Genomic DNA, 19,945 nt, shown 5'->3' on the forward strand with positions numbered 1-19,945 from the left:
GGTTTACGAAGCCGCCGCCTGCCCCTTTGTTGAAATCAAAAAACATCTTGCCCACGGCCCGTCTGTTGTTGCACCATCTATTGCATCGCAACAGGATAGCTAGGTGCGCTGCCACCCGCAATACTGCTAATTGTTAGGCGGTTGCGGTGCTAAGTCCAAAGAATAACGGCCAAACTTGCGCGCTCGGGCTGCTTTTTCGCACCGCAAAAACACAGATTAGGCTGTGATATCATACCGGTAGGACTTGGTGTCGCTTTTGGATTCAACGCTCAGGCAGCCAAGTCGGCGACAACGGCATCGAGCACAAAAAAACCTTCCCGCGTCGCACGTACCCGGTTTTCCCCTACTCGTTCCACCATATTATGCTCAAGAAGCGCATTCAGGCGTTTAGGATCGATGGATCTGTGAGCAAATCGCTCATACCGGCCAAGGTCGATGCCTTCTTTAAGTCTCAGGCCCATCAGTAGAAACTCGTCGCCCTGTTCCTCTTCCGAAAGGCCGGAATTCTCCACCAGTGCATGGCCGACCTGCTCGACATTTTCAAGCCAAGTTTCCGGGTGCCGCTCGGTCGCCGTTGCGAGCCTGTTGACCCCGACAGTCAACCGGCCATGCGCTCCAGGACCAACACCGACATAATCTCCATAGCGCCAATAGACCAGGTTATGCCGGCATTCAGCGCCAGGTCTGGCATGGTTGGACACCTCATATGCCGGAAGACCGGCTGCGGTTGTCACGTCTTGGGTCAGTTCATAGAATTCTGCGCCCAGGTCAGGTTCCGGCATCTTTAGTTTGCCAGCCTGGTAAAGATTGAAAAACGGCGTCCCTTCTTCAATCGTCAGTTGATAGAGCGACAGATGATCGGCAGCCAGCCCGATCGCCTCTTCGAGTTCTTGGCGCCAACCATCAGGTGTTTGGCCCGGCCGGGCATAGATCAGATCAAATGAAAGCCGCGGGAACGTTGCTCGGGCGGTTTCGATCGCATTTCTTGCAGTTCCGGCATCGTGCAGGCGGCCAAGAAGTTTCAAGTCCGCGTCAATCAACGATTGAACCCCAAGCGACACCCTGTTTACACCTGAAGCGCGATAGCCCTTGAAGCGGTCTGCCTCAACGGAAGAAGGATTGGCCTCCAGGGAGATCTCAGCATCAGCGTCAAGGGACCAGAGCTCTGAAACCTTATTCAGAATACGCCCGACTGTTTCGGGCTCCATCAAAGACGGTGTTCCCCCACCCAAGAAGATGGATTCAACGGTCTTACCCTTTGTCAATTCTGCAAAGTGACTGAGTTCCCGCTCAAATGCCGAGGCAAACCTCGCCTGATCGACACCTTGATGGCGCACATGCGAGTTGAAATCGCAATACGGGCACTTTGCTGCACAGAAGGGCCAATGCACATAAATGCCGAAGCCGCCTTCCGTCTCCCCCAATCCCCTCACTTTGGTCTAGCCCTCCAGGCAGTTTGCCGCGAATGTCTGAAAAGCACGCGCTCTGTGGGACAAAGCTGGTTTGTCTTTTGACCAGCCGTGCTTTTCCTCAGATGACATTTCACCAAAGGTTCTGGTGTGACCGTCCGGCTGGAACACCGGGTCATATCCGAAGCCCTGAGTACCGCGCGGCGGCCAGACGATTTCGCCTTCGACTTCACCCCTGAACGACTCTTCGTGCCCATCAGGCCACGCCAAACACAGGACCGCAACAAAGGAGCTGCGCCTTTGAGCCGCCGATCCCCCTCCTGCGGACTGAAGTTTTTCCTCAATGGTGCGCATCGCCATGGCAAAATCTTTGTCCGGGCCTGCCCATCGCGCTGAATAAATACCTGGATCACCACCCAGTGCCTCGACGCAGAAGCCGCTGTCATCTGCAAGCGCCGGCAGCTGAGAGGCCTTTGCAGCTGCATGCGCCTTCAATGCAGCATTTTCCTCAAAGGTGACACCGGTCTCTTCCGGCTCCGGCAGATCAAGATCGGAGGCTGAAACCACATCAAACCCGTAGGGCTGAAGCAACTCGTTAATTTCCCGGATCTTTCCCTTGTTGTGGCTCGCCACGACAAGTCTGCCTGGATCCAGTTTCCGGTGACCCATGTTCAATACCCTTCAAGGCTCCTAGAGAATGGCCATCTTCTGGAGATCGACCAACCGTCCAATTCCCGACTTTGCGAGGCCGAGCAGTTGACCAAATTCTTCTTCCGAAAATGGTGCACCTTCTGCAGTCCCTTGGATTTCAACAATCCCACCGGAGCCGGTCATAACAAAATTGGCGTCGGTTTCCGCTGTGCTGTCTTCCGCGTAATCCAGATCAAGCACTGTTGCGCCTTCATAAATTCCGCAGGAAATCGCGGCGATGTGGTCTTTCAGAACCTCACCTGAGACCATATCCCGTGCCTTCATCCACTCAACACAATCCCGCAATGCTACCCAGGCACCTGTGATGGAAGCCGTCCGTGTGCCGCCGTCCGCCTGAATAACATCGCAGTCGACACTGATCTGAGCTTCGCCAAGTGCTTGCAGATCAACGACTGCGCGCAGCGATCTTCCAATCAGACGTTGGATTTCCTGGGTGCGGCCAGACTGTTTTCCGGCGGCCGCTTCTCTGCGCATACGGTCACCGGTGGCACGCGGCAACATTCCGTACTCAGCGGTTACCCAACCGCGATTCTGACCGCGCAACCAGGGCGGTACACGCTCTTCCAAGCTGGCGGTGCACAGAACGTGCGTGTCACCGAATTTCACCAGGCAAGACCCTTCGGCATGTTTGGAGACGCCCCGTTCCAGGGTGACTGCCCGCAGTTCGTCGGCTGCACGTTTTGACGGACGCATGGATTTCCTTTCAAGCTTGGCGCATTCGTTCTGCGCCTTGTAGACCTCAACTTTGTTCGGCGTAAAGGCCTCGGTCAGATCTTGTTTTACGCTTGGAGCATTTTGCGCCTATATCTATGGGTCAAAGGCAGGCGTCAAACAAAGACGTCAGCTGTCTGACCTACGGAGAACAAACCTTGAGCTTGAGCGACCTCGACAAGAGATCACGCGAAATCTTCCGCTCGATCGTTGAAACCTACCTTGAGACCGGAGAACCGGTAGGTTCGCGAAATGTTTCTCGCAGTCTTGCCATGTCACTTTCGCCCGCTTCGGTAAGAAATGTCATGTCAGACCTTGAACACCTGGGCCTGTTGCATTCACCTCACACAAGCGCCGGACGACTGCCAACCGAAATCGGTTTGAGGTTTTTCGTGGATGCGCTTCTGGAAGTCGGCGACCTGACCCAGGATGAACGCCAACAGATCGATGTGCAGGTGAGGGCCTCGCAACAGACAAATTCAGCCGAGCAGGTCCTGACCGAGGCCAGTCAGATGCTGTCGGGTCTTTCGCATGGAGCGGGAGTGGTGCTGACTCACAAGTCAGATATGCGTCTGAAACACATCGAATTCGTGCGCATCGAACCTCAAAAAGCGCTTGTCATTATGGTCAGTGAAGACGGGTCGGTAGAAAACAGGGTCATCGATTTGCCGGCGGGTCTGCCCTCTTCGGCGCTGGTCGAAGCGACAAACTATCTTAACGCGCAGATCCAGGGCCGCACTCTTTCCCAGATCCGAACCAAACTTGAAAAAGTCAGAGACGCAGATCAGGCGGAGCTCGACCTGCTTAGTCAGAAGGTGATTGATACGGGTTTGGCTGTCTGGAGCGGCGATGGCGTCAACGATCCGGGAACATTAATTGTCCGGGGCCGCTCAAATCTCCTTACCGATCTCGACGCCGTGGAAGATCTGGAACGCATCCGTTTGCTCTTCGACGACCTGGAGAACAAGAAAGACCTCATTCAACTGCTTGGTCTTGCCGAGAAAGGCGATGGTGTCCGTATTTTCATCGGATCGGAAAACAATCTCTTTTCCCTGTCAGGATCTTCGCTTGTCGTTTCTCCCTATCGGGACAGCAGCCAGCGCATTGTCGGCGTTCTTGGTGTTATCGGTCCGACCCGGCTGAATTATGCTCGCGTCATCCCTATGGTGGACTATACAGCGCGGCTAGTGAGCAGGCTCCTGGGCTAGACACTTGTAAGATGCACCCTCGTTGATATGACGTTTTGCACCCCAAACAGGACTAGACATGCTTTCACCTGCAGAACTTGAGCGCTACGCCCGCCATATTGTCATGCGCGAAATCGGAGGCGCAGGACAGCAGAAGCTCAAAAATGCGCGCGTTCTGGTGATTGGGGCCGGCGGCCTTGGAGCACCGGTTCTTCAGTACCTTGCCGCAGCAGGGATTGGTACACTTGGAATTGTCGATGATGACACGGTATCTTTGTCCAACCTCCAGCGACAGGTTATTCACGATACCGACCAACTGGGTGAACCGAAGGTCGCGAGCGCGGCCGAAGCCATTGCCAGGTTAAACCCGAATGTAAAAGTGGAACCGCATCCGACCAGAATTGCCGGCCACAATGCCATTTCTCTGATCAGCGGATATGACTTTGTTGTCGATGGTTCGGATAACTTCGATACACGCTACCTTGTTTCAGATGCGTGCTTTTTTGCAGAAAAACCACTGATAACAGCCGCAGTCGGGCAATTTGACGGATCCATCACGACCTTGCGTCCATTTGAGGACAATAAGGACGGCGAGGCAAATCCGACCTATCGCTGTCTCTTTCCTCAGAAACCACGTGATGGACTGCTGCCCACTTGTGCCGAAGCCGGAGTTCTTGGTGCGCTCACAGGTATTGTCGGGGCGATGCAGGCCATGGAAGTGATCAAGGAAGTTACAGGAACTGGGGATAGCCTGGTCGGCCGTATGATGATGTTCGACGCCAGAGCGTTTCGAATGGAGACCATTCGCTACAAATGGTCTCCAAAAATCCGCTCAACGGTATCTCACGCAAGAGCTGGTCAGAGATGCTGGAAGACACCTGATCAACTGCCGGGGATGATATCAGTGATTGTCCCGCGGCAGACCTTTGTGCGCAACGTCCTGATATTTCACCGCGGGCTCAAGGACCATGCCCTTGTCGAATTGTCCAATCATGGACCGCTGGATCTCTTGCCAGGGCGTCTGACTTTCAGCAACCTTGAACCCACCCGCAGCTTCCAGATCTGCGCGGCGTTTGGCCAGTTCCTCCTCCGAAATCAGAATATTTGCGGCGCCTTTTCTGAGGTCGATCCGGACCGGATCGCCGGTCTTGAGCAAGGCCAGCCCACCCATGGCAGCAGCTTCTGGAGATGCATTCAGGATCGATGGTGATCCCGAAGTGCCGGATTGGCGGCCGTCACCAATGCAGGGCAGCGAGGTGATGCCGCGTTTGATCAGCGCTGCAGGCGGCTGCATATTGACAACTTCAGCACCGCCCGGATAGCCGATCGGACCGGTACCGCGAATGAAGAGCATGCAATGCTCGTCAATCTCAAGATCGGGATTGTCGATGTTGTGATGGTAATCTTCCGGCCCTTCGAAAACGATGGCCCGGCCTTCAAAAGCTTCAGGATCATCTGGATTGGACAGATACCTGTTCCGGAACTCTTCCGAAATGACGCTTGTCTTCATGATCGCGCTGTCGAACAGGTTGCCTTTGAGATTTAGGAAACCGGCTTTTTCTTTCAGTGGCGCGTCATAAGCCTTGATTACATCCGGCAGATCCGTGGTGATGCCTTCACAGTTTTCTGAAATTGTTTTGCCATTGGCAGTGATTGCACCAGGATGCGGCAGCTTGCCGTTTCGGATCAACTCGGCAATGACGGCCGGAACGCCGCCCGCGTGAAAATAGTCTTCACCAAGATATTCACCGGCCGGTTGCAGGTTCACCAAGAGAGGGATGTCCTGACCAATCGCCTGCCAGTCATCATTGTCCAGTTCGACACCGAGATGCCTGGCAATTCCGTTCAGATGGATCGGCGCGTTGGTCGACCCGCCAATCGCCGAGTTGACGACAATCGCGTTTTCGAACGCTTCGCGGGTCATGATATCCGAAGGCTTCTGATCGGCCCGCACCATCTCGACAATCCGCTTGCCCGTTTCATAGGAAATCGCACCGCGCTCACGATATGGGGCCGGTATCGCAGCAGAGCCAGGCAGTTGCATGCCCAGCGCTTCAGCCAGCGAATTCATGGTCGTCGCCGTGCCCATGGTGTTGCAGTAACCAACTGACGGCGCCGAAGAAGAAACGAGGTCCATAAAGCCATTGTAATCGATCTCGCCTGCAGCCAGCATCTGGCGTGCTTTCCAGACAATGGTGCCTGAGCCGGTCCTTTCACCTTTGTGCCAGCCATTCAGCATAGGCCCGACCGAGAGTGCAATTGCCGGGATATTTACGGTTGCCGCAGCCATGAGACATGCCGGTGTCGTCTTGTCGCAACCGATGGTCAAAACGACGCCGTCGATCGGATAGCCATAAAGGAGTTCAACAAGGCCCAGATAAGCGAGATTGCGGTCCAGCGTCGCTGTTGGACGTTTCCCGGTTTCCTGGATTGGATGAACTGGGAATTCAAACGCAATTCCGCCTGCTTCGCGAATTCCTTCGCGAATGCGATTAGCGAGTTCCAGGTGGTGTCTGTTGCACGGAGAAAGATCAGATCCCGTCTGTGCAATACCTATAATCGGCTTTCCAGACTGCAATTCTTCCCGTGTGATTCCAAAATTGAGATAGCGCTCGATATAAAGCGCAGTCATGCTTGGATTGTCCGGATTGTCGAACCAGGCGGCGGATCGCAGACCTGCTTTTTTTGTGTCGCTCATGGCGCCTCGTCCCTCATTAATTCGCTTCAAGCGTTGCGACCGATAAACACCAGCTCACGGTTGCTGTAAAGGCAAGGACAGCTCCAATTGACACTCCAACAACGGGAAATCAGGCGAGTGCCGAAGATTTCTTCAAAGTATCTGCGACCGAAAATCGCGCGAAGACCCAAAGGATTGCAAGACATACTCCGAGAAGCATTGGCGCTGCTCCCAATGGAGCAAGAAGAAAAACACCGCTCAAACCTGCAAGCGCCCAAAGTGCGGTCAACAGCCTTTTTGCCTGAACCGCCAGCGTCTTTCGCCGGGTTGCCAGCGCCTTCAATGCCGGAAAAGCACCGATATCATTGGTGTCACTGACGGCGATTGGTTCAATCGAAACTCCATTTCCCTGCGCAGTGCCGGTGGCGCACACACTCAACTCCAGTGCAGACCTATCCTGCGACAAGCTCAAAACAAGCGGATGCGTGTCGGTCGCTGATCTGGCAGCGGCTTCTTGTACCTTTTCGCCAGCCAGAGGGTCATCCATCAGCTCCAGGCCCAGCATTCCGGCAAGCGCTTCCCGGGTCTTGTGGCTATCGCCGCTGAACAGTCTTGGTACAAGACCTTCCGCACGAAGCATTCTGCCAGCAACCCCCGCATCCTGACGCAGTGTGCCTTCCAGCCCGAGAACACCCACGACACGGCCCCCTACGGCTACTCTTAGAACCGTCTTCCCATCCGCTTCCAGTGACCGCGCAATTGCATCAGCTGTGAAACTATCGATTTTCAGCTCTTTCAGAAGATCCGTGGTCCCGATCACAACGGTCTGACCGCCCAACAGTGCAACGACACCCAGACCCGCAGCGGGTTTGAAGCGATCCGGATCTTTCACAGCTACATGCCATTGAGCGGCCAGTTGCCGAAGCGCATGTGCGACGGGATGATCGGACCGGGCTTCGGCCGAAGCCGCCACGGCAAGAAGTGTCTTGGGTTCATTGTTGAACGCCATCACATTCGTCACCACAAGGTCCGGTCCAGACATCACAGCCGCCTTGTCGATAACAATTTCCTTGGCATTGGCGATCCTGCTGAATGCATCTGGTGCCAGTTCACGAGCGCCCGACGCAAGTGCAGCCTTTTGAAAGACCTTGTCCGCAAATGCATTGATACCGTCGATCAAGTTTGGCCAGGACATCAGAAGCGTAACCGACGCTGCCATGGGAGCCGACGCAGGATCAATGGCCCACCAACCGAGAGCTGTTGCAACGGACAGCCCGATCGAGCCAGCGGCCTCTTTGAGGCCGCTAATATCCCCACGAGGCGGCAGCACGGCCACTCCGAGAGAACGCAGCAACATGAGAAAAGCCGCAGCCAGCGCTGGCCAGTTCGCCGATACCGGTTCAGCACCGGCCAGGACAAGCAGCGTTGTAACCGTCAACAAAATTGTGCTCACGAACAACGTTGTCAGCGTCAATGGACGGCCCACGACGCGATTTATCGAGTATGACAGCGCAAGAAACGAAAAAATCACCGAGAAACTGCTGAAAATCAGTGCACTGTACTTACCGAATACAAGAACCGATGACGTCGGGCTGATCAAATCAGGGGGCGCTGCCTGCAAAGCCGCCACGAGCATGCAAAGTGACAGGCTCATAAAGGTGAGCCAGAAGACAGATATCAAAGGGGTTTTCGGCATGGCCGGAGGCTTTCGTGCGCAGGGTTCCTCGAATGTTCGGAGAAGCCACTTGCCGGGATGGCACACTTGAGTCTGCCTCTGAACACCTTCAAAAGTGCTGGACAGCTTTCAAGACCGCAATGGCTTGAAACCACTTGAACAGGTGGAATGCCCGGCCCAACGGCAGTTCTTAAGCAATCTTGCCCATGTTTTGGGCGGCCGGCCAGTTGAAGCGATCAAACATCATGATAGTGTTCGCTCGCATCTTTTAATACTGGCTCGCCGATTTTGAGAGCCTCACCCAATATTGACTAGGGTTCTTTTCAAATACTTCGGGGCATATACTTTAAGTGGAGGGCACAATTGCCCTCCTTTTTTGTGAATGTTCCAACTTGCGACAAAAGGCCAGGGCATCCACACAATTCTATTTCCAATGACACGTTTTCAACTTGGTTTTTTTCAAGCAAAAAACTTGCTTTGCCACCTTGTCGGATTCAGACGGCAGAAACTGCCGGGCAGACACTCCCTTGTGGTTATCCAAAAGCGGCAAGGTCGGGAATCAGGGGGTGTCTACGAGTCAAGCGCTGGCTCGCAGTGACCCAGAAAAAAGACCCCCATTTAATCGCCTGACAGATTCGCAAAGTGTTGCGATCGCCAAGGATTGCCGCAGCACTTTCAGGATCTAGGCGCTTTCGAGATTGGCGCGGGAAAGAAGTTCCATAGATGGCATAAGGTCCAGCAACTCCCGCGTATAAGCGTGTTGCGGTGCTTCAAAGAGCTGATCGCAGTCTGAAACCTCACACAATTCGCCATTTCGCATGACGCCGATGCGGTTGCACATCTGCCGGATTACAGCGAGATCATGACTGATAAACAGCATGGTCAAACTCAACTCCTCCTGCAGGTCTTTCAAAAGGTTGAGAATCTGGGCCTGGATCGAAACGTCGAGAGCCGATGTGGGTTCATCGCAGATCAAAAACCGCGGACGCGTGGCGAGTGCCCTTGCGATGGAAATACGTTGGCGCTGCCCGCCGGAGAACTCGTGCGGATATTTCTGACCAGCAGCAACACCCAAACCCACATGGTCGAGCAGATCGTCGACAATCTGGCGAACCTCTGAATTGCCGGAAGCCAGCCGGTGAAACTTGATTGGTTCCGCGATGATATCCCTCACGCGCATGCGCGCATTCAAGGAGGAGTAAGGGTCCTGGAAAATCATCTGCATCTGGCGACGCATTGCCAGGACGTCTTTCCGGTTTTTAAGTGATGTCAGTTCCGTTTTGCCGAAAAGGATGGACCCGCCCGTCGGGTGATAGAGACCGGTGACCAAACGGGCAATGGTCGACTTGCCGGACCCGCTTTCACCGACCAGACCGAAAGTTTCGCCTTCCTGGATGTCGAAACTGACCTTTTTGACCGCCTGAAAATATTTCCGCCTTGATGGAAACACCGAACCTCTTGTTTCAAAGCGCATATCAAGATCACGGATTTGCACCAGCGGTCCCGTAACCTTGTCGTAGTCTCGTGCTTTGCCAAGCCAGTGGGTCGAAATGTCGATCTGCTTTTGAGGCGTTCCTGCTTCTTCAATGTAGTTCACAACCGGGAAGCGCTCGACCTTTATGTCCGGCCTTGGAACCGCGGATATCAGGCTTTGCGTGTATGGATGATTGGGCGCTCCGAGCACTTGGCTGGTTTCGCCATATTCCACAAGCTCGCCACGATACATCACCGCGACATGGTCGGTTATGTCTGCAATGACCCCCATGTCATGTGTGATGACCATCATTGCGACGTTGCGTTCGGCGCACAATGATTTCATCAATTCAAGGATTTGCGCCTGAATTGACACATCAAGAGCTGTCGTCGGCTCATCGGCAATCACGAGTTCCGGTTCGGCACAAAGCGCGAGCGCAATAACAACACGCTGCCGCATACCACCAGAGAACTGGTGAGGATACTGCTTGATCCTTTCGCCAGCGTCGGGAATCCCAACCGCATCGATCAATTCAACAGCCCGCTTTTGCGCATCGGAATTCGACAACGGCAAATGAGTCTTGATCGTTTCAACCAATTGGGATTCTACCGTCTGCAATGGATCGAGCGACGTGAGCGGGTCCTGAAAGATCATACCGATCTTGCGTCCCCTCAGGCGGCGCTTTTCCTTGTATGGCAGTTGGTCGATCCTCTTGCCATGCAGATAGATCTCACCTTCAGCGATACGACCGGGTTCCTGCAGCAGTCCGATTACGGCATTGCCGACGGTCGACTTGCCGGCACCCGATTCACCGACCACACCGAGGATCTTGCCCGCTTCCACGCTGAGATTAACATCGTCAACCGCCACGAAGACAGAATTGCGACCTGGAAATTCCACCGTCAGGTCTTTGACATCAAGAACACTCATACCGCCCTCACCGCAATTTCGGATTGAGCGCGTCGCGCAGCCAATCGCCCAGAAGGTTGACGTTCAAAACCAGAAGCGCCAAGGCCAGACCAGGGAAAATGGCAATCCACCATTCACCCGAATAGAGAAAATCATTGCCGACGGCGATAAGAGTGCCGAGCGAAGGTTGGGTGGGCGGCATACCGACACCAAGGAAGGAGAGGGTCGCTTCGGTCACAATGGCGAGCGCAAGGTTGATCGTCGCGATAACCATCACCGGTCCCATGACATTGGGCAGGATATGGCGCGCCATGATGATGACAGATGGGATACCGATAACGCGCGCGGCCTGAACATATTCCTTGTTCTTTTCAACCATCGTGGAGCCGCGCACGGTACGGGCATATTGCACCCAGAACGACAATGCGAGCGAGACGATCAGAATGTAAAACGCGAAGACTTCCCGATCGAGCGAGCCGAAGATGCCGTTTGCGACACCGTCAATCAGCAGTGCGATCAAAATGGCCGGAAAAGTGAGCTGGACGTCGGCGATACGCATGATGACGGCATCCGTGCGTCCGCCCATGTAACCGGCGACAAGGCCGAGTGTGATCCCAAGGACCGCTGCAGCAATTACCGAGCAAAATCCGACGATAAGCGAGATCCGCATACCGTAAAAAATACCGGACAGCAGATCCCGTCCCTGATCGTCAGTGCCAAGCAGAAAGCGCGGATCGGAGTATTCCATCCAGACCGGTGGAACGCGGGCATCCATGATGGAGATGGAGGCAAGATCGAACGGGTTGTGAGGTGCGACCCAGGGCGCAAGGATAGCCAGCAGGAACAGGATAAATGTCCCGCAGGCCGCGACGACCGTTACCTTGGACCTTAAAAAGGAGTGGAACAGATCACTGTCGACAATCTTTGATAGCCGTCCGGGAGCCTCTTGGGAACCGGACCGATCGGCAACCGCCGCTTTTGCTTCTTCGTTGGAGACATAAGGCATGGTCGGTCAGTCCCCTTATGGCCGGCCAACCCGCAGACGCGGGTCGATGAAGAAATAGAGCATGTCGACAATGTAGTTGATTGCGACAAAGAGAAATGCCGTCAAAAGCAGGTAGGCCGACATGATCGGGATATCGACGTTTTGCACCGCCTGCAGGAACATCAGACCCATGCCGGGCCACTGGAACACCGTCTCGGTGATGGTCGCAAAGGCGATGATCGCACCAAGCTGCAGTCCGGTGATAGTAATCACGGGAACCAATGTGTTCTTCAGCGCGTGCCGGAAATGGACCAGCCTGTCCGGCAGGCCGCGCGCTCGGGCAAACTTGATGTAGTCGGTGCGGATAACTTCCAGCATTTCTGCCCGGATAAGACGCATGATAAGCGTCATCTGATAGAGGCCCAAGGTGATGGATGGCAAAATTAGCGCTTTGAGGCCGGAAACGGTCAAAAACCCGGTTGTCCACCAGGAACCTATCTGGACGGTCTCGCCGCGCCCGAAACTTGGTAGCCACTGAAGCGTTACTGAAAACAGGAAGATCAACAATATACCGATAAAGAAGGTCGGCAACGATATCCCGACCAAGGACACGGACAGGAACAATTTCGAAATGGGCGACTCTCGGTTAAGACCGGCATAAATGCCCATTGGAATGCCGACAATCAGTGCAAATAGGGCGGAGGTCAAACTGAGCTCAAGCGTCGCCGGAATGCGTTTGGCGAAGAGCTCGGATACCGGCTGCCGGAACTGGTAGGAGGTTCCGAAATCAAACCGGGCCGCCTTGGAGATGAAGCGATAGAACTGAACCGCAATCGGATCGTTCAGACCGAGCCTTTCCCTCAAGGCTTCCCGTTCCTCGATTGACGTTTCGATCCCGACCATCTGATTGATGGGGTCTCCGACGAAACGGAACATGGTGAACGCAAGCAGTGCGACCACCAGCATGACAATCACCGCCTGAAGCAAACGGCGTGTTGCAAAACCAATCATTACGGCTCTTTGGGTTCAGAAAGGAAAAAACGCCCCCGGCAATGCCGGGAGCGCGCGTTGGCAATGGCCGATCAGTTCTTGGTCACAAAGCGGAACTTGAACTGGTTGTCGGCCCGCTGAACCAGCTCGACATTATCAGCGACACCCCAGGCAAGGCCCTGCTGGTGAAGCGGAACGTAGTACGCATTGTCGTGGCTGATCTGATAGGCATTCTGGATCAGGCCATCTCGCTTTTCCGGATCGACTTCAACAAGGATTTCCTTGGTCAGGCTGTCGATTTTCTCGTCGCAGAAACCGCCGAGATTGAAAGGAGAACCGGTTCCGGCTTCGTCGCGGCAGTTCATCAGGTTGGACAGCACGTTCCAGCTGTCCAGGGAGCCGGGTGTCCAGCCCAGCAGATAGAACGACGTGTCGAAATTGCCTGATGCAAGAACCTTGGCAAAGTACTTTGCCTTCGGCTGTGCGTTCAGATCAACTTTCACGCCGATGCGCGCCAGCATGGCGGCCACTGCCTGACAAATTGCTTCATCGTTGACATAACGATCATTCGGACAATCCATGCCAACTGTAAAGCCGTCCGCATAGCCTGCCTCTGCAAGAAGAGCCTTTGCAGCATCCGGATCATAAGGATAGCGCTCGAATGCGCCCGCCTTCGAGAACAGGAACGGCGAAATCATGATCGCCGACGGTGTCGACAGATCCCGCATGACCTTCTTCTTGATGCCTTCAATATCGATCGCCTGATAGAAGGCCTTCCGTACCTTGGCATCTTTGAACGGGTTCTTGCCCTTTACGTCCGAATAAAGCAGCTCGTCACGCATCTGATCCATACCGAGGAAGATCGTGCGCAATTCGGGACCGGTCAGTGCAACGGTCCCGGCGTTGTCGTTGATCCGTTTGATGTCCTGAACCGGGATCGGGTACACCATGTCCAACTCACCGGACAACAAGGCGGCAACCCGTGTTGCATCAGAAGAGATCGGCGTAAATTCAACCGTGTCGAGATTATGCGTTGGGGTATCCCACCAACCGTCGTTTTTCGCATAGACCGTTTTCACACCGGCTTCATGGCTGTCTACTTTGAACGGACCGGTGCCGTTGGCATTGAGAGCCGCGAAGTTTGCCGTGGAATCGGAAGCGGAGGTCACCTTGACCGCGTCGTTCTCGACCGTCCACTCCTTGTCCATGATGTAGAAAGTATCCCACTCATAATGCAGGATGGGATTTGGACCTGAGAGAACAAAATCGACGGTGTGGTCGTCGACAATCTCGACCTTTGCGTCGGCAGGTACACGGGTCGTCAGATCAGACCCCTCGGACTGAACGCGCTCGACCGAAAATGCCACATCTTCTGCCGTGAAGTCGTTGCCGTTGTGAAACTTCACGTCTTTGCGCAAATAGAAACGCCAACGGTTCGGTTCCACAATCTCCCATCGTTCTGCCAACGCTGGCTCGATAGCCAGATCTGAACCTCTGCGTGTCAAACCCTCATACACATTGCCAAGCGACGACAATGTGAATGTCTCGTTCAAAGTATAAGGATCCAGGTTGTTCAAAGTGCCCTGAAACGCAAACTTGAGTGTTTCAGCCTGCACGGCCGAACCTGCTCCTGCCGTCAGCAATGCTGCGGCGGCCACGATTGATTTGGTTTTCATTTTCCCCTCTTTTTCTTCCGAAAGCCGGAATTCACAGATGCGCGGCTACTGGTTTCAGTATTGTCCGCACGCCTGAATTGATCGAACTATGACACTGTAACTGTCTGTGTTCAAACCCGTTTGGGCAGGAATTTAGTTCAACTCTCCCACCAGCCTGTCCAGAAAGGCCGAACATCGATCGAGTTCGGCCAGCTCAATATACTCGTCGGCCTGATGCGCCTGGTCGATCGACCCCGGGCCACAGACTACTGTTGACAGTCCATGTTCCTGAAAAATACCACCCTCCGTGGCATAGACCACGACATGCCGGGCGTTGTCGCCAGTCAGCCGCCGCACTGTCCGTTCCGCCAAACCGTCGTCCTCCTCGGTCAGCCCCGGAACATTGGCGATCAGCTCGATATTGATCCGGCAATTTTCTGAAACGGCCTGCATACCCGGCAGGACATCAGTCTCGATAAAGCCGCGATAAGCATTCAACCAGTTTTCAGCTTGGTCCCCTGGAAGCAGGCGGATGTCGGTCACAAACTCGCAGCGTTCCGCGGTAATATTGTGTGCTTCTCCGCCAGCAATCTGTCCACTGTGCAGCGTTGTGTAAGGAGGCTCAAAGGGACATTCGGGATCGGCCGCAGCCTTGTTTTCAGCCGTCTTGGCATCCATCCAGGAGATCAGCCGAGCTGCCGCGGAAATTGCCGATACGCCGCGATGAAGCTGGCTGGAATGAACCGGATGCCCTTGAATACTGGTTTTAAAAACCACAATCCCCTTGTGACCTGTGACGACTTTCATATTTGTCGGCTCGCCAACGACAACGAGATTGGGCCGCGGTCCCCTGGACATAATATCCTGAATAAGAGGCGGTGCACCGAGGCAACCAACTTCCTCATCATACGAAAGCGCAATGTGTATAGGACTTTTGAGATCCGACGCCAGGAAGTCCGGCACCTTTGCAAGAACAGTCGCGGCAAAACCCTTCATGTCAGCTGAGCCCCGGCCAAAAAGCCGATCACCATCCACCCAGGCCGCAAAAGGATCCTGCGACCAGGTCTGACCTTGCACCGGCACCACATCCGTATGGGCGGACAGAACGACACCGCCGTCCCGCTCGGGACCTATGGTGGCATGGAGGGCTGCCTTTTGACCGGTGTCATCCGGCACCCGTGTCGACGAAACCCCATGGCTTGCCAGATAGTCTTCGACAAAGGCAATCAAACCAAGATTGCTTTGATCGGATACGGTGTTAAAGGAGATCAGCTTCTCCAGCATCTCCCGCGGCGTATAGATACGGCTCACGTAACCTCCGGTTTGTCGTCAGGCATCGGCGGGAGCATCCCCCGGCAATCTGAGTCCATCTAAACTTTTCATAGCAAAGATCTGCAAGGGAATTTCCTTGCCTCTGAGCTTGATTTCCGCTGTTTCTGCACCGGTAATGCCAGCTTCCGCAGCGTCGACGACGGCTTTCGAGACAGCCAGAAAACTGCCATGGTCCTTGTTTGCGGTCTCCAGGCGGCTTGCTGTGTTCACAACGTCACCAAGCGCGGTAAGGCCGCCGGCTGAACCGGCCGAACCGATGCGCCCCAAAATAGCCGGTCCGAGATGAAGTCCGATGCCAAGTCTGATCGGGTCATGAAACTGCGGCCCCTTTTCGGTGTCCAGCGATTGCATCACCGCTTCTATGCGCCTTGCTGCCCGCAGCGCCTGGCAGGCGCCCGTTTGCGGTCCGGTGTCCATTCCGAAAATCGCCATGATGCCATCGCCAATAAACTTGTCGACATAACCGCCTTCCGCACGGATGGCTGCAGACGCCTGATCGAGGTACTCGTTCAGAAGATGCACAACATCATATGCCAATTGGGATTCGGTAATGCCGGTGAAGTTGCGCAAGTCCACAAACATGACCGCGACTTCCTGTTCAACGCCCCAGTAGTAAGCATCCTGAAGGTTTTCGCCGCTTGTGCCTTGGGCTTTGACAGGAACCAGGGGCTGCACCGAAATATTTTTCTGTGGCCGGACCTGGCATGCCAGCCTTACATCCTCGTTTGCGCCAATCCTTGCCAGAACGGACGCCTCGGCATCGCTCGGCTGGCCAAGGGCTGATGCCCCCTCCAGCACCTTGACCCGGCAGGTGGAACAGCGCGCCCGTCCTCCGCAGACCGAGGCAATCGGAATATCATTCATGCGGCTGATTTCGAGGAGCGTCGCACCCGGCTGCGCCTTGATGGAGAGTCCACCGGGATAGTCGATCGAGAGGTTTCGCGCCCTCAAGCTGAGAAGATAGCGGATCAGGATCGCCAGCAGACTGACGGCAATCAGTCCAAAGACGATTGAGCGAAGTTGCACAATCGCCTCTCGGGCCCAGAGCTGCTGCTCTTCGGTGATCTTGACCGCGATGTCCTGGGTCAGGGCCAGCCGACGCGCTGCTTCAATCCATCCCCAGATCGAGGCAACCGGCAAAGCAACTGCAAAAACGGCAAATGCGGGCATCACACGAGAATAAAACGGATAAAGCCTCAGCCAGAAATGCAATCCCAGCATTGAGTGGATCCAGACAATCAGCAACAGGATTGACTGCCCGAGAGCGTGATTGGGCCAAAGCAAGGTGAGCATTTGCGAATAGGTCGGAGAAAAGTCAAATGCGTTCGCAAGGCCCATGGTTGTCGTGATGTGCGGTATCAGCAGCCAGGGGATGTAAAGACCGAGTGTGAGCTGCACGAACTCCCAGCGCGACATCTTCAACGTCCGCCTTTTGCTCGTCCGCCACAAGGCAAGACCGACATGGGTAAGCGCGGCGACGCTGAGTACACTTTCGCCAAGCACGCTGCGCCAGACCCAATAGTGCCAGAAAGACGCCTTGTTCATCACATCAAATGAGATAATGCCGAGGGCATGATTGATGAAATGGCTCAAGCAAAAGGCGAAAAGGATCAAACCGCTCCACAGCTGCAAGCGTTGTGGCCAGGTACCCGATCCCGGGGTTGCCGCATCTTTGGGTGTTTGCGAGTTTTCGGAAACAGATGTTGTTCCGGGAACGGTCATCGTGCCGTAACGTCCTCTCCGCTTGATAGTCTTGATCCAAAAAGGCGCAGGCAAAGCGCCTGAATGCTTCGCGTCTAAAGATCAGTGACCTGAGAGCCAGGTTCGGTCAAGCCGGATAGTGGAAAGATTTCAGCAACAAACGTTGCCCACTTGAAACGTGCTTCTTTACCGGCAAGTGTCCTGCATAGCGAATATACAGGGACACCTTTTCATGAAGCTGTACGGAATCAAGAACTGCGATACGGTCAAAAAAGCGCGGAAATTTCTGGAAGAAGCCGGAGTTTCCTATGATTTCCACGACTACAAGAAAGACGGTGTGGATGCGGACAAACTTGCCAGATTCGTCGGTGAGTTTGGCTGGGACACCATCTTGAACAAGCGTGGAACCACTTGGCGCCGTCTCGATGAGGCAACCCAGGAAGGCGTGACAGACGCCAAAAGCGCGCTCGATGTCATGATCGAGCACCCGTCGGTCATCAAACGCCCGATTGTTGAAGGCGAGGCGAAGAACTTTGTCGGATTTGACCCCGTAGCCTGGGAAATGGCCCTTGAGCTCGGCGAACTGAAATAGCTGCCAAGGTTACCAGGTGCGGCGTGGACCGGTGTCGATGTGATAGTGACCGGAAGAATAGTGCTTGTAGCCGCCAACTTCCCTTTGCGATTTCAGGAATGCAATAACCGAGGACGGGCTTCCGGCCACTGAAAAATCTACGGCCTGACAATTCAGGTGATAGGAATCCTTCGCACCGCCCTTCCACCAGTTTTCCAGCCACCACCGCTTGGTGGAATGTACCGTGACCTTGCCATACCGCTTGGCAACGCGGTTCAGCACCTTTTTGAGCTTGCGCGGAACGCACCACGCAGTGTCGACATAGTTGATCGAATTGTGGGAGGCCGTCATCCAGCCCATACCGGAGACACCGGCGACGGTGCCGCAACCTGCTAGAGCGGTGATCAATCCGAGGAAAACTGTCCAGGCTAAGAGGCGCTGACGCATAACTGGCGGGCCCTGTCGATTGTCGGTTGTAATACACTCCCCCGCGCCAAGTTCCCGGAATTTGATTAAAATTTGAATGAAAAACGTGGTTAACGCGGGCAAGAAACAAATGTTTCAGCTTTAGGTCTTTTCTGATACAAATGTCACAGATGCGCCTATCATGCTTTCTGACCCACCTTCCGGAATATGAATTATGTCCCATGTTTTTCCCCGCCATACCAAAGCCGAGCCACCAGTCGCCACTCGAGGTGATGGGTGTTACATCATTGATAAAAATGGGAAAAATTACTTTGATGGATCCGGAGGTGCGGCGGTTTCCTGCCTTGGTCACAGCGATCCGGACGTGACGCGGGCCATCAAAACGCAGGTCAATCAAATAGCCTTCGCTCACACAGGCTTCTTCACATCCGAACCTGCAGAGGATCTCGCAAACCACCTGATTGACGCGGCTCCCGGAAGCCTCGACCGGGTATATTTCGTCTCTGGCGGATCTGAAGCGATGGAAGCCGCCTTGAAGTTAGCGCGGCAGTACTTTCTGGAAAAAGGCGAAACCTCCAGGCACCGCGTCATCGCACGTCGTCAAAGCTATCACGGCAACACTCTGGGCGCGCTCGCAACAGGAGGCAATCAGTGGCGGAGAGAGCCGTTTGCACCGCTGATGATCGAAACATCTCATATTTCGGCCTGTTACGAATACCGGGGGCGCCGCGACGACGAGACAGCATTTGACTATGGACAGCGCGTTGCCAATGAGCTGGAAACGGAGATCGAACGCCTTGGTCCAGAAAATGTCATGGCATTCGTTGCAGAACCGGTTGTTGGAGCGACTGCCGGTGCCGTGCCGCCCGTCGACGGATATTTCAAACGCATCCGCGAGATCTGTGACCAACACGGCGTTCTTCTGATCCTGGACGAAGTCATGTGCGGTATGGGCCGAACCGGAACGCTTTTCGCCTGCGAACAAGATGACGTGGCCCCTGACATTTTGTGCATAGCCAAGGGCCTTGGAGCCGGTTACCAGCCAATTGGAGCCATGCTCTGCACGCGTGCAATCTACGAAGCCATCCAGGACGGCACTGGGTTCTTTCAGCACGGACACACCTATATCGGTCATCCAACAGCTTGCGCGGCGGCACTAGCCGTATTCAAGAAACTGCAAGGAGGTGTCGCTGATCGTGTCATGCCAATGGGCAGGAAGCTGGATGCCGCGCTCAAAGACGCCTTCGGCCAGCATCCCAACGTGGGTGATATTCGCGGCCGAGGTCTTTTCCGCGGATTGGAAATCGTCGAGGATCGCGGCACCAAGGCCCCCTTTGCACCGGCGCGAGGCATTAACAAGGCACTGAAAAAGGCCGCTTTCGAAGCCGGTCTCATTTGCTATCCAATGGGTGGAACCATTGACGGGGTTCAGGGCGATCACGTGCTTCTGGCGCCTCCTTTCATCATGGATGATGCTCAGGTGGACGAAGTCACCGGCAAACTGAATCAGGCGTTCAAAGCGGTCTTCTGAA

15 protein-coding genes and 1 pseudogene are annotated in these 19,945 nt (G+C 54.7%); 4 read left to right on the forward strand and 12 right to left on the reverse strand.

Going from position 1 to position 19,945, the window contains the following annotated elements:
* Nucleotides 1-269: 269 nt before the first annotated feature.
* From hemW to rph, 3 genes are read right to left on the reverse strand one after another with little or no spacing between them, the layout of a single operon-like run.
* Nucleotides 270-1,424, reverse strand: a complete 1,155-nt coding sequence (gene hemW / locus ACZ1HV_RS15770; RefSeq protein WP_472718459.1) for a radical SAM family heme chaperone HemW — start codon at nucleotides 1,422-1,424, stop codon at nucleotides 270-272.
* A 15-nt stretch (nucleotides 1,425-1,439) separates the two neighbouring features.
* Nucleotides 1,440-2,078 carry an RdgB/HAM1 family non-canonical purine NTP pyrophosphatase gene (gene rdgB, locus ACZ1HV_RS15775; RefSeq protein ID WP_298816537.1) on the reverse strand — a complete coding sequence of 213 codons (639 nt, stop codon included), beginning with the start codon at nucleotides 2,076-2,078 and terminating at the stop codon, nucleotides 1,440-1,442.
* Nucleotides 2,079-2,099: 21 nt separating this feature from the next.
* Nucleotides 2,100-2,813 (reverse strand): ribonuclease PH, encoded by a 714-nt coding sequence (gene rph, locus ACZ1HV_RS15780; protein ID WP_298816539.1) that lies wholly within the window; start codon nucleotides 2,811-2,813, stop codon nucleotides 2,100-2,102.
* A gap of 176 nt (nucleotides 2,814-2,989) precedes the next feature.
* Between rph and hrcA the strand changes: the two genes are divergently transcribed.
* Nucleotides 2,990-4,039 (forward strand): heat-inducible transcriptional repressor HrcA, encoded by a 1,050-nt coding sequence (hrcA, locus tag ACZ1HV_RS15785; RefSeq protein WP_298964341.1) that lies wholly within the window; start codon nucleotides 2,990-2,992, stop codon nucleotides 4,037-4,039.
* A 58-nt stretch (nucleotides 4,040-4,097) separates the two neighbouring features.
* Nucleotides 4,098-4,900 (forward strand): annotated as a pseudogene (locus ACZ1HV_RS15790) (HesA/MoeB/ThiF family protein).
* 19 nt (nucleotides 4,901-4,919) lie between these two features.
* Here the strand turns inward: ACZ1HV_RS15790 and ACZ1HV_RS15795 are convergent.
* From ACZ1HV_RS15795 to ACZ1HV_RS15830, 8 genes are all read right to left on the reverse strand, one after another.
* Complete coding sequence (locus ACZ1HV_RS15795) at nucleotides 4,920-6,716, reverse strand: IlvD/Edd family dehydratase (RefSeq protein ID WP_298816545.1); 1,797 nt, start codon at nucleotides 6,714-6,716, stop codon at nucleotides 4,920-4,922.
* Between the two features lie 109 nt (nucleotides 6,717-6,825).
* Entirely contained in the window at nucleotides 6,826-8,391 is a 1,566-nt protein-coding gene (locus tag ACZ1HV_RS15800; RefSeq protein WP_472715701.1) for an HAD family hydrolase, read from the reverse strand.
* A gap of 661 nt (nucleotides 8,392-9,052) precedes the next feature.
* Nucleotides 9,053-10,774, reverse strand: coding sequence for an ABC transporter ATP-binding protein (locus tag ACZ1HV_RS15805; protein WP_298816548.1), 1,722 nt, complete (start codon nucleotides 10,772-10,774; stop codon nucleotides 9,053-9,055).
* 7 nt (nucleotides 10,775-10,781) lie between these two features.
* A complete protein-coding gene (locus tag ACZ1HV_RS15810) occupies nucleotides 10,782-11,759 on the reverse strand; it encodes an ABC transporter permease (protein WP_298816550.1) in 978 nt (325 codons plus the stop codon).
* Nucleotides 11,760-11,774: 15 nt separating this feature from the next.
* Nucleotides 11,775-12,749: an ABC transporter permease gene (locus ACZ1HV_RS15815; RefSeq protein WP_298816551.1), complete on the reverse strand. Its 975-nt coding sequence runs from the start codon at nucleotides 12,747-12,749 to the stop codon at nucleotides 11,775-11,777.
* Nucleotides 12,750-12,820: 71 nt separating this feature from the next.
* Nucleotides 12,821-14,404 carry an ABC transporter substrate-binding protein gene (locus ACZ1HV_RS15820; RefSeq protein WP_472715702.1) on the reverse strand — a complete coding sequence of 528 codons (1,584 nt, stop codon included), beginning with the start codon at nucleotides 14,402-14,404 and terminating at the stop codon, nucleotides 12,821-12,823.
* Between the two features lie 132 nt (nucleotides 14,405-14,536).
* Complete coding sequence (gene argE, locus ACZ1HV_RS15825; protein ID WP_472715703.1) at nucleotides 14,537-15,694, reverse strand: acetylornithine deacetylase; 1,158 nt, start codon at nucleotides 15,692-15,694, stop codon at nucleotides 14,537-14,539.
* 18 nt (nucleotides 15,695-15,712) lie between these two features.
* Entirely contained in the window at nucleotides 15,713-17,437 is a 1,725-nt protein-coding gene (locus tag ACZ1HV_RS15830; protein WP_472715704.1) for an adenylate/guanylate cyclase domain-containing protein, read from the reverse strand.
* Nucleotides 17,438-17,648: 211 nt separating this feature from the next.
* On the opposite strand from ACZ1HV_RS15830, the gene ACZ1HV_RS15835 reads away from it, so the two are divergent.
* Nucleotides 17,649-18,008 carry an ArsC family reductase gene (locus tag ACZ1HV_RS15835; protein WP_298816560.1) on the forward strand — a complete coding sequence of 120 codons (360 nt, stop codon included), beginning with the start codon at nucleotides 17,649-17,651 and terminating at the stop codon, nucleotides 18,006-18,008.
* A gap of 9 nt (nucleotides 18,009-18,017) precedes the next feature.
* Here the strand turns inward: ACZ1HV_RS15835 and ACZ1HV_RS15840 are convergent, their stop codons facing one another.
* Nucleotides 18,018-18,434, reverse strand: a complete 417-nt coding sequence (locus ACZ1HV_RS15840) for a YcbK family protein (protein ID WP_472715705.1) — start codon at nucleotides 18,432-18,434, stop codon at nucleotides 18,018-18,020.
* Nucleotides 18,435-18,627: 193 nt separating this feature from the next.
* Between ACZ1HV_RS15840 and ACZ1HV_RS15845 the strand changes: the two genes are divergently transcribed.
* Nucleotides 18,628-19,944: an aspartate aminotransferase family protein gene (locus ACZ1HV_RS15845; protein ID WP_472715706.1), complete on the forward strand. Its 1,317-nt coding sequence runs from the start codon at nucleotides 18,628-18,630 to the stop codon at nucleotides 19,942-19,944.
* Nucleotide 19,945: the final 1 nt, after the last annotated feature.

Source organism: Roseibium sp. JB4-4, assembly GCF_055693425.1.

Excerpts from the sequence above, each read along its gene's own strand:
- rdgB (WP_298816537.1), bottom strand. The coding sequence starts at position 2,078 with ATGGGTCACCGGAAACTGGATCCAGGCAGACTTGTCGTGGCGAGCCAC.
- rph (WP_298816539.1), bottom strand. The coding sequence starts at position 2,813 with ATGCGTCCGTCAAAACGTGCAGCCGACGAACTGCGGGCAGTCACCCTG.
- ACZ1HV_RS15795 (WP_298816545.1), bottom strand. The coding sequence starts at position 6,716 with ATGAGCGACACAAAAAAAGCAGGTCTGCGATCCGCCGCCTGGTTCGAC.
- ACZ1HV_RS15800 (WP_472715701.1), bottom strand. The coding sequence starts at position 8,391 with ATGCCGAAAACCCCTTTGATATCTGTCTTCTGGCTCACCTTTATGAGC.
- ACZ1HV_RS15805 (WP_298816548.1), bottom strand. The coding sequence starts at position 10,774 with ATGAGTGTTCTTGATGTCAAAGACCTGACGGTGGAATTTCCAGGTCGC.
- ACZ1HV_RS15810 (WP_298816550.1), bottom strand. The coding sequence starts at position 11,759 with ATGCCTTATGTCTCCAACGAAGAAGCAAAAGCGGCGGTTGCCGATCGG.
- ACZ1HV_RS15815 (WP_298816551.1), bottom strand. The coding sequence starts at position 12,749 with ATGATTGGTTTTGCAACACGCCGTTTGCTTCAGGCGGTGATTGTCATG.
- ACZ1HV_RS15820 (WP_472715702.1), bottom strand. The coding sequence starts at position 14,404 with ATGAAAACCAAATCAATCGTGGCCGCCGCAGCATTGCTGACGGCAGGA.
- ACZ1HV_RS15830 (WP_472715704.1), bottom strand. The coding sequence starts at position 17,437 with ATGACCGTTCCCGGAACAACATCTGTTTCCGAAAACTCGCAAACACCC.
- ACZ1HV_RS15835 (WP_298816560.1), top strand. The coding sequence starts at position 17,649 with ATGAAGCTGTACGGAATCAAGAACTGCGATACGGTCAAAAAAGCGCGG.
- ACZ1HV_RS15840 (WP_472715705.1), bottom strand. The coding sequence starts at position 18,434 with ATGCGTCAGCGCCTCTTAGCCTGGACAGTTTTCCTCGGATTGATCACC.
- ACZ1HV_RS15845 (WP_472715706.1), top strand. The coding sequence starts at position 18,628 with ATGTCCCATGTTTTTCCCCGCCATACCAAAGCCGAGCCACCAGTCGCC.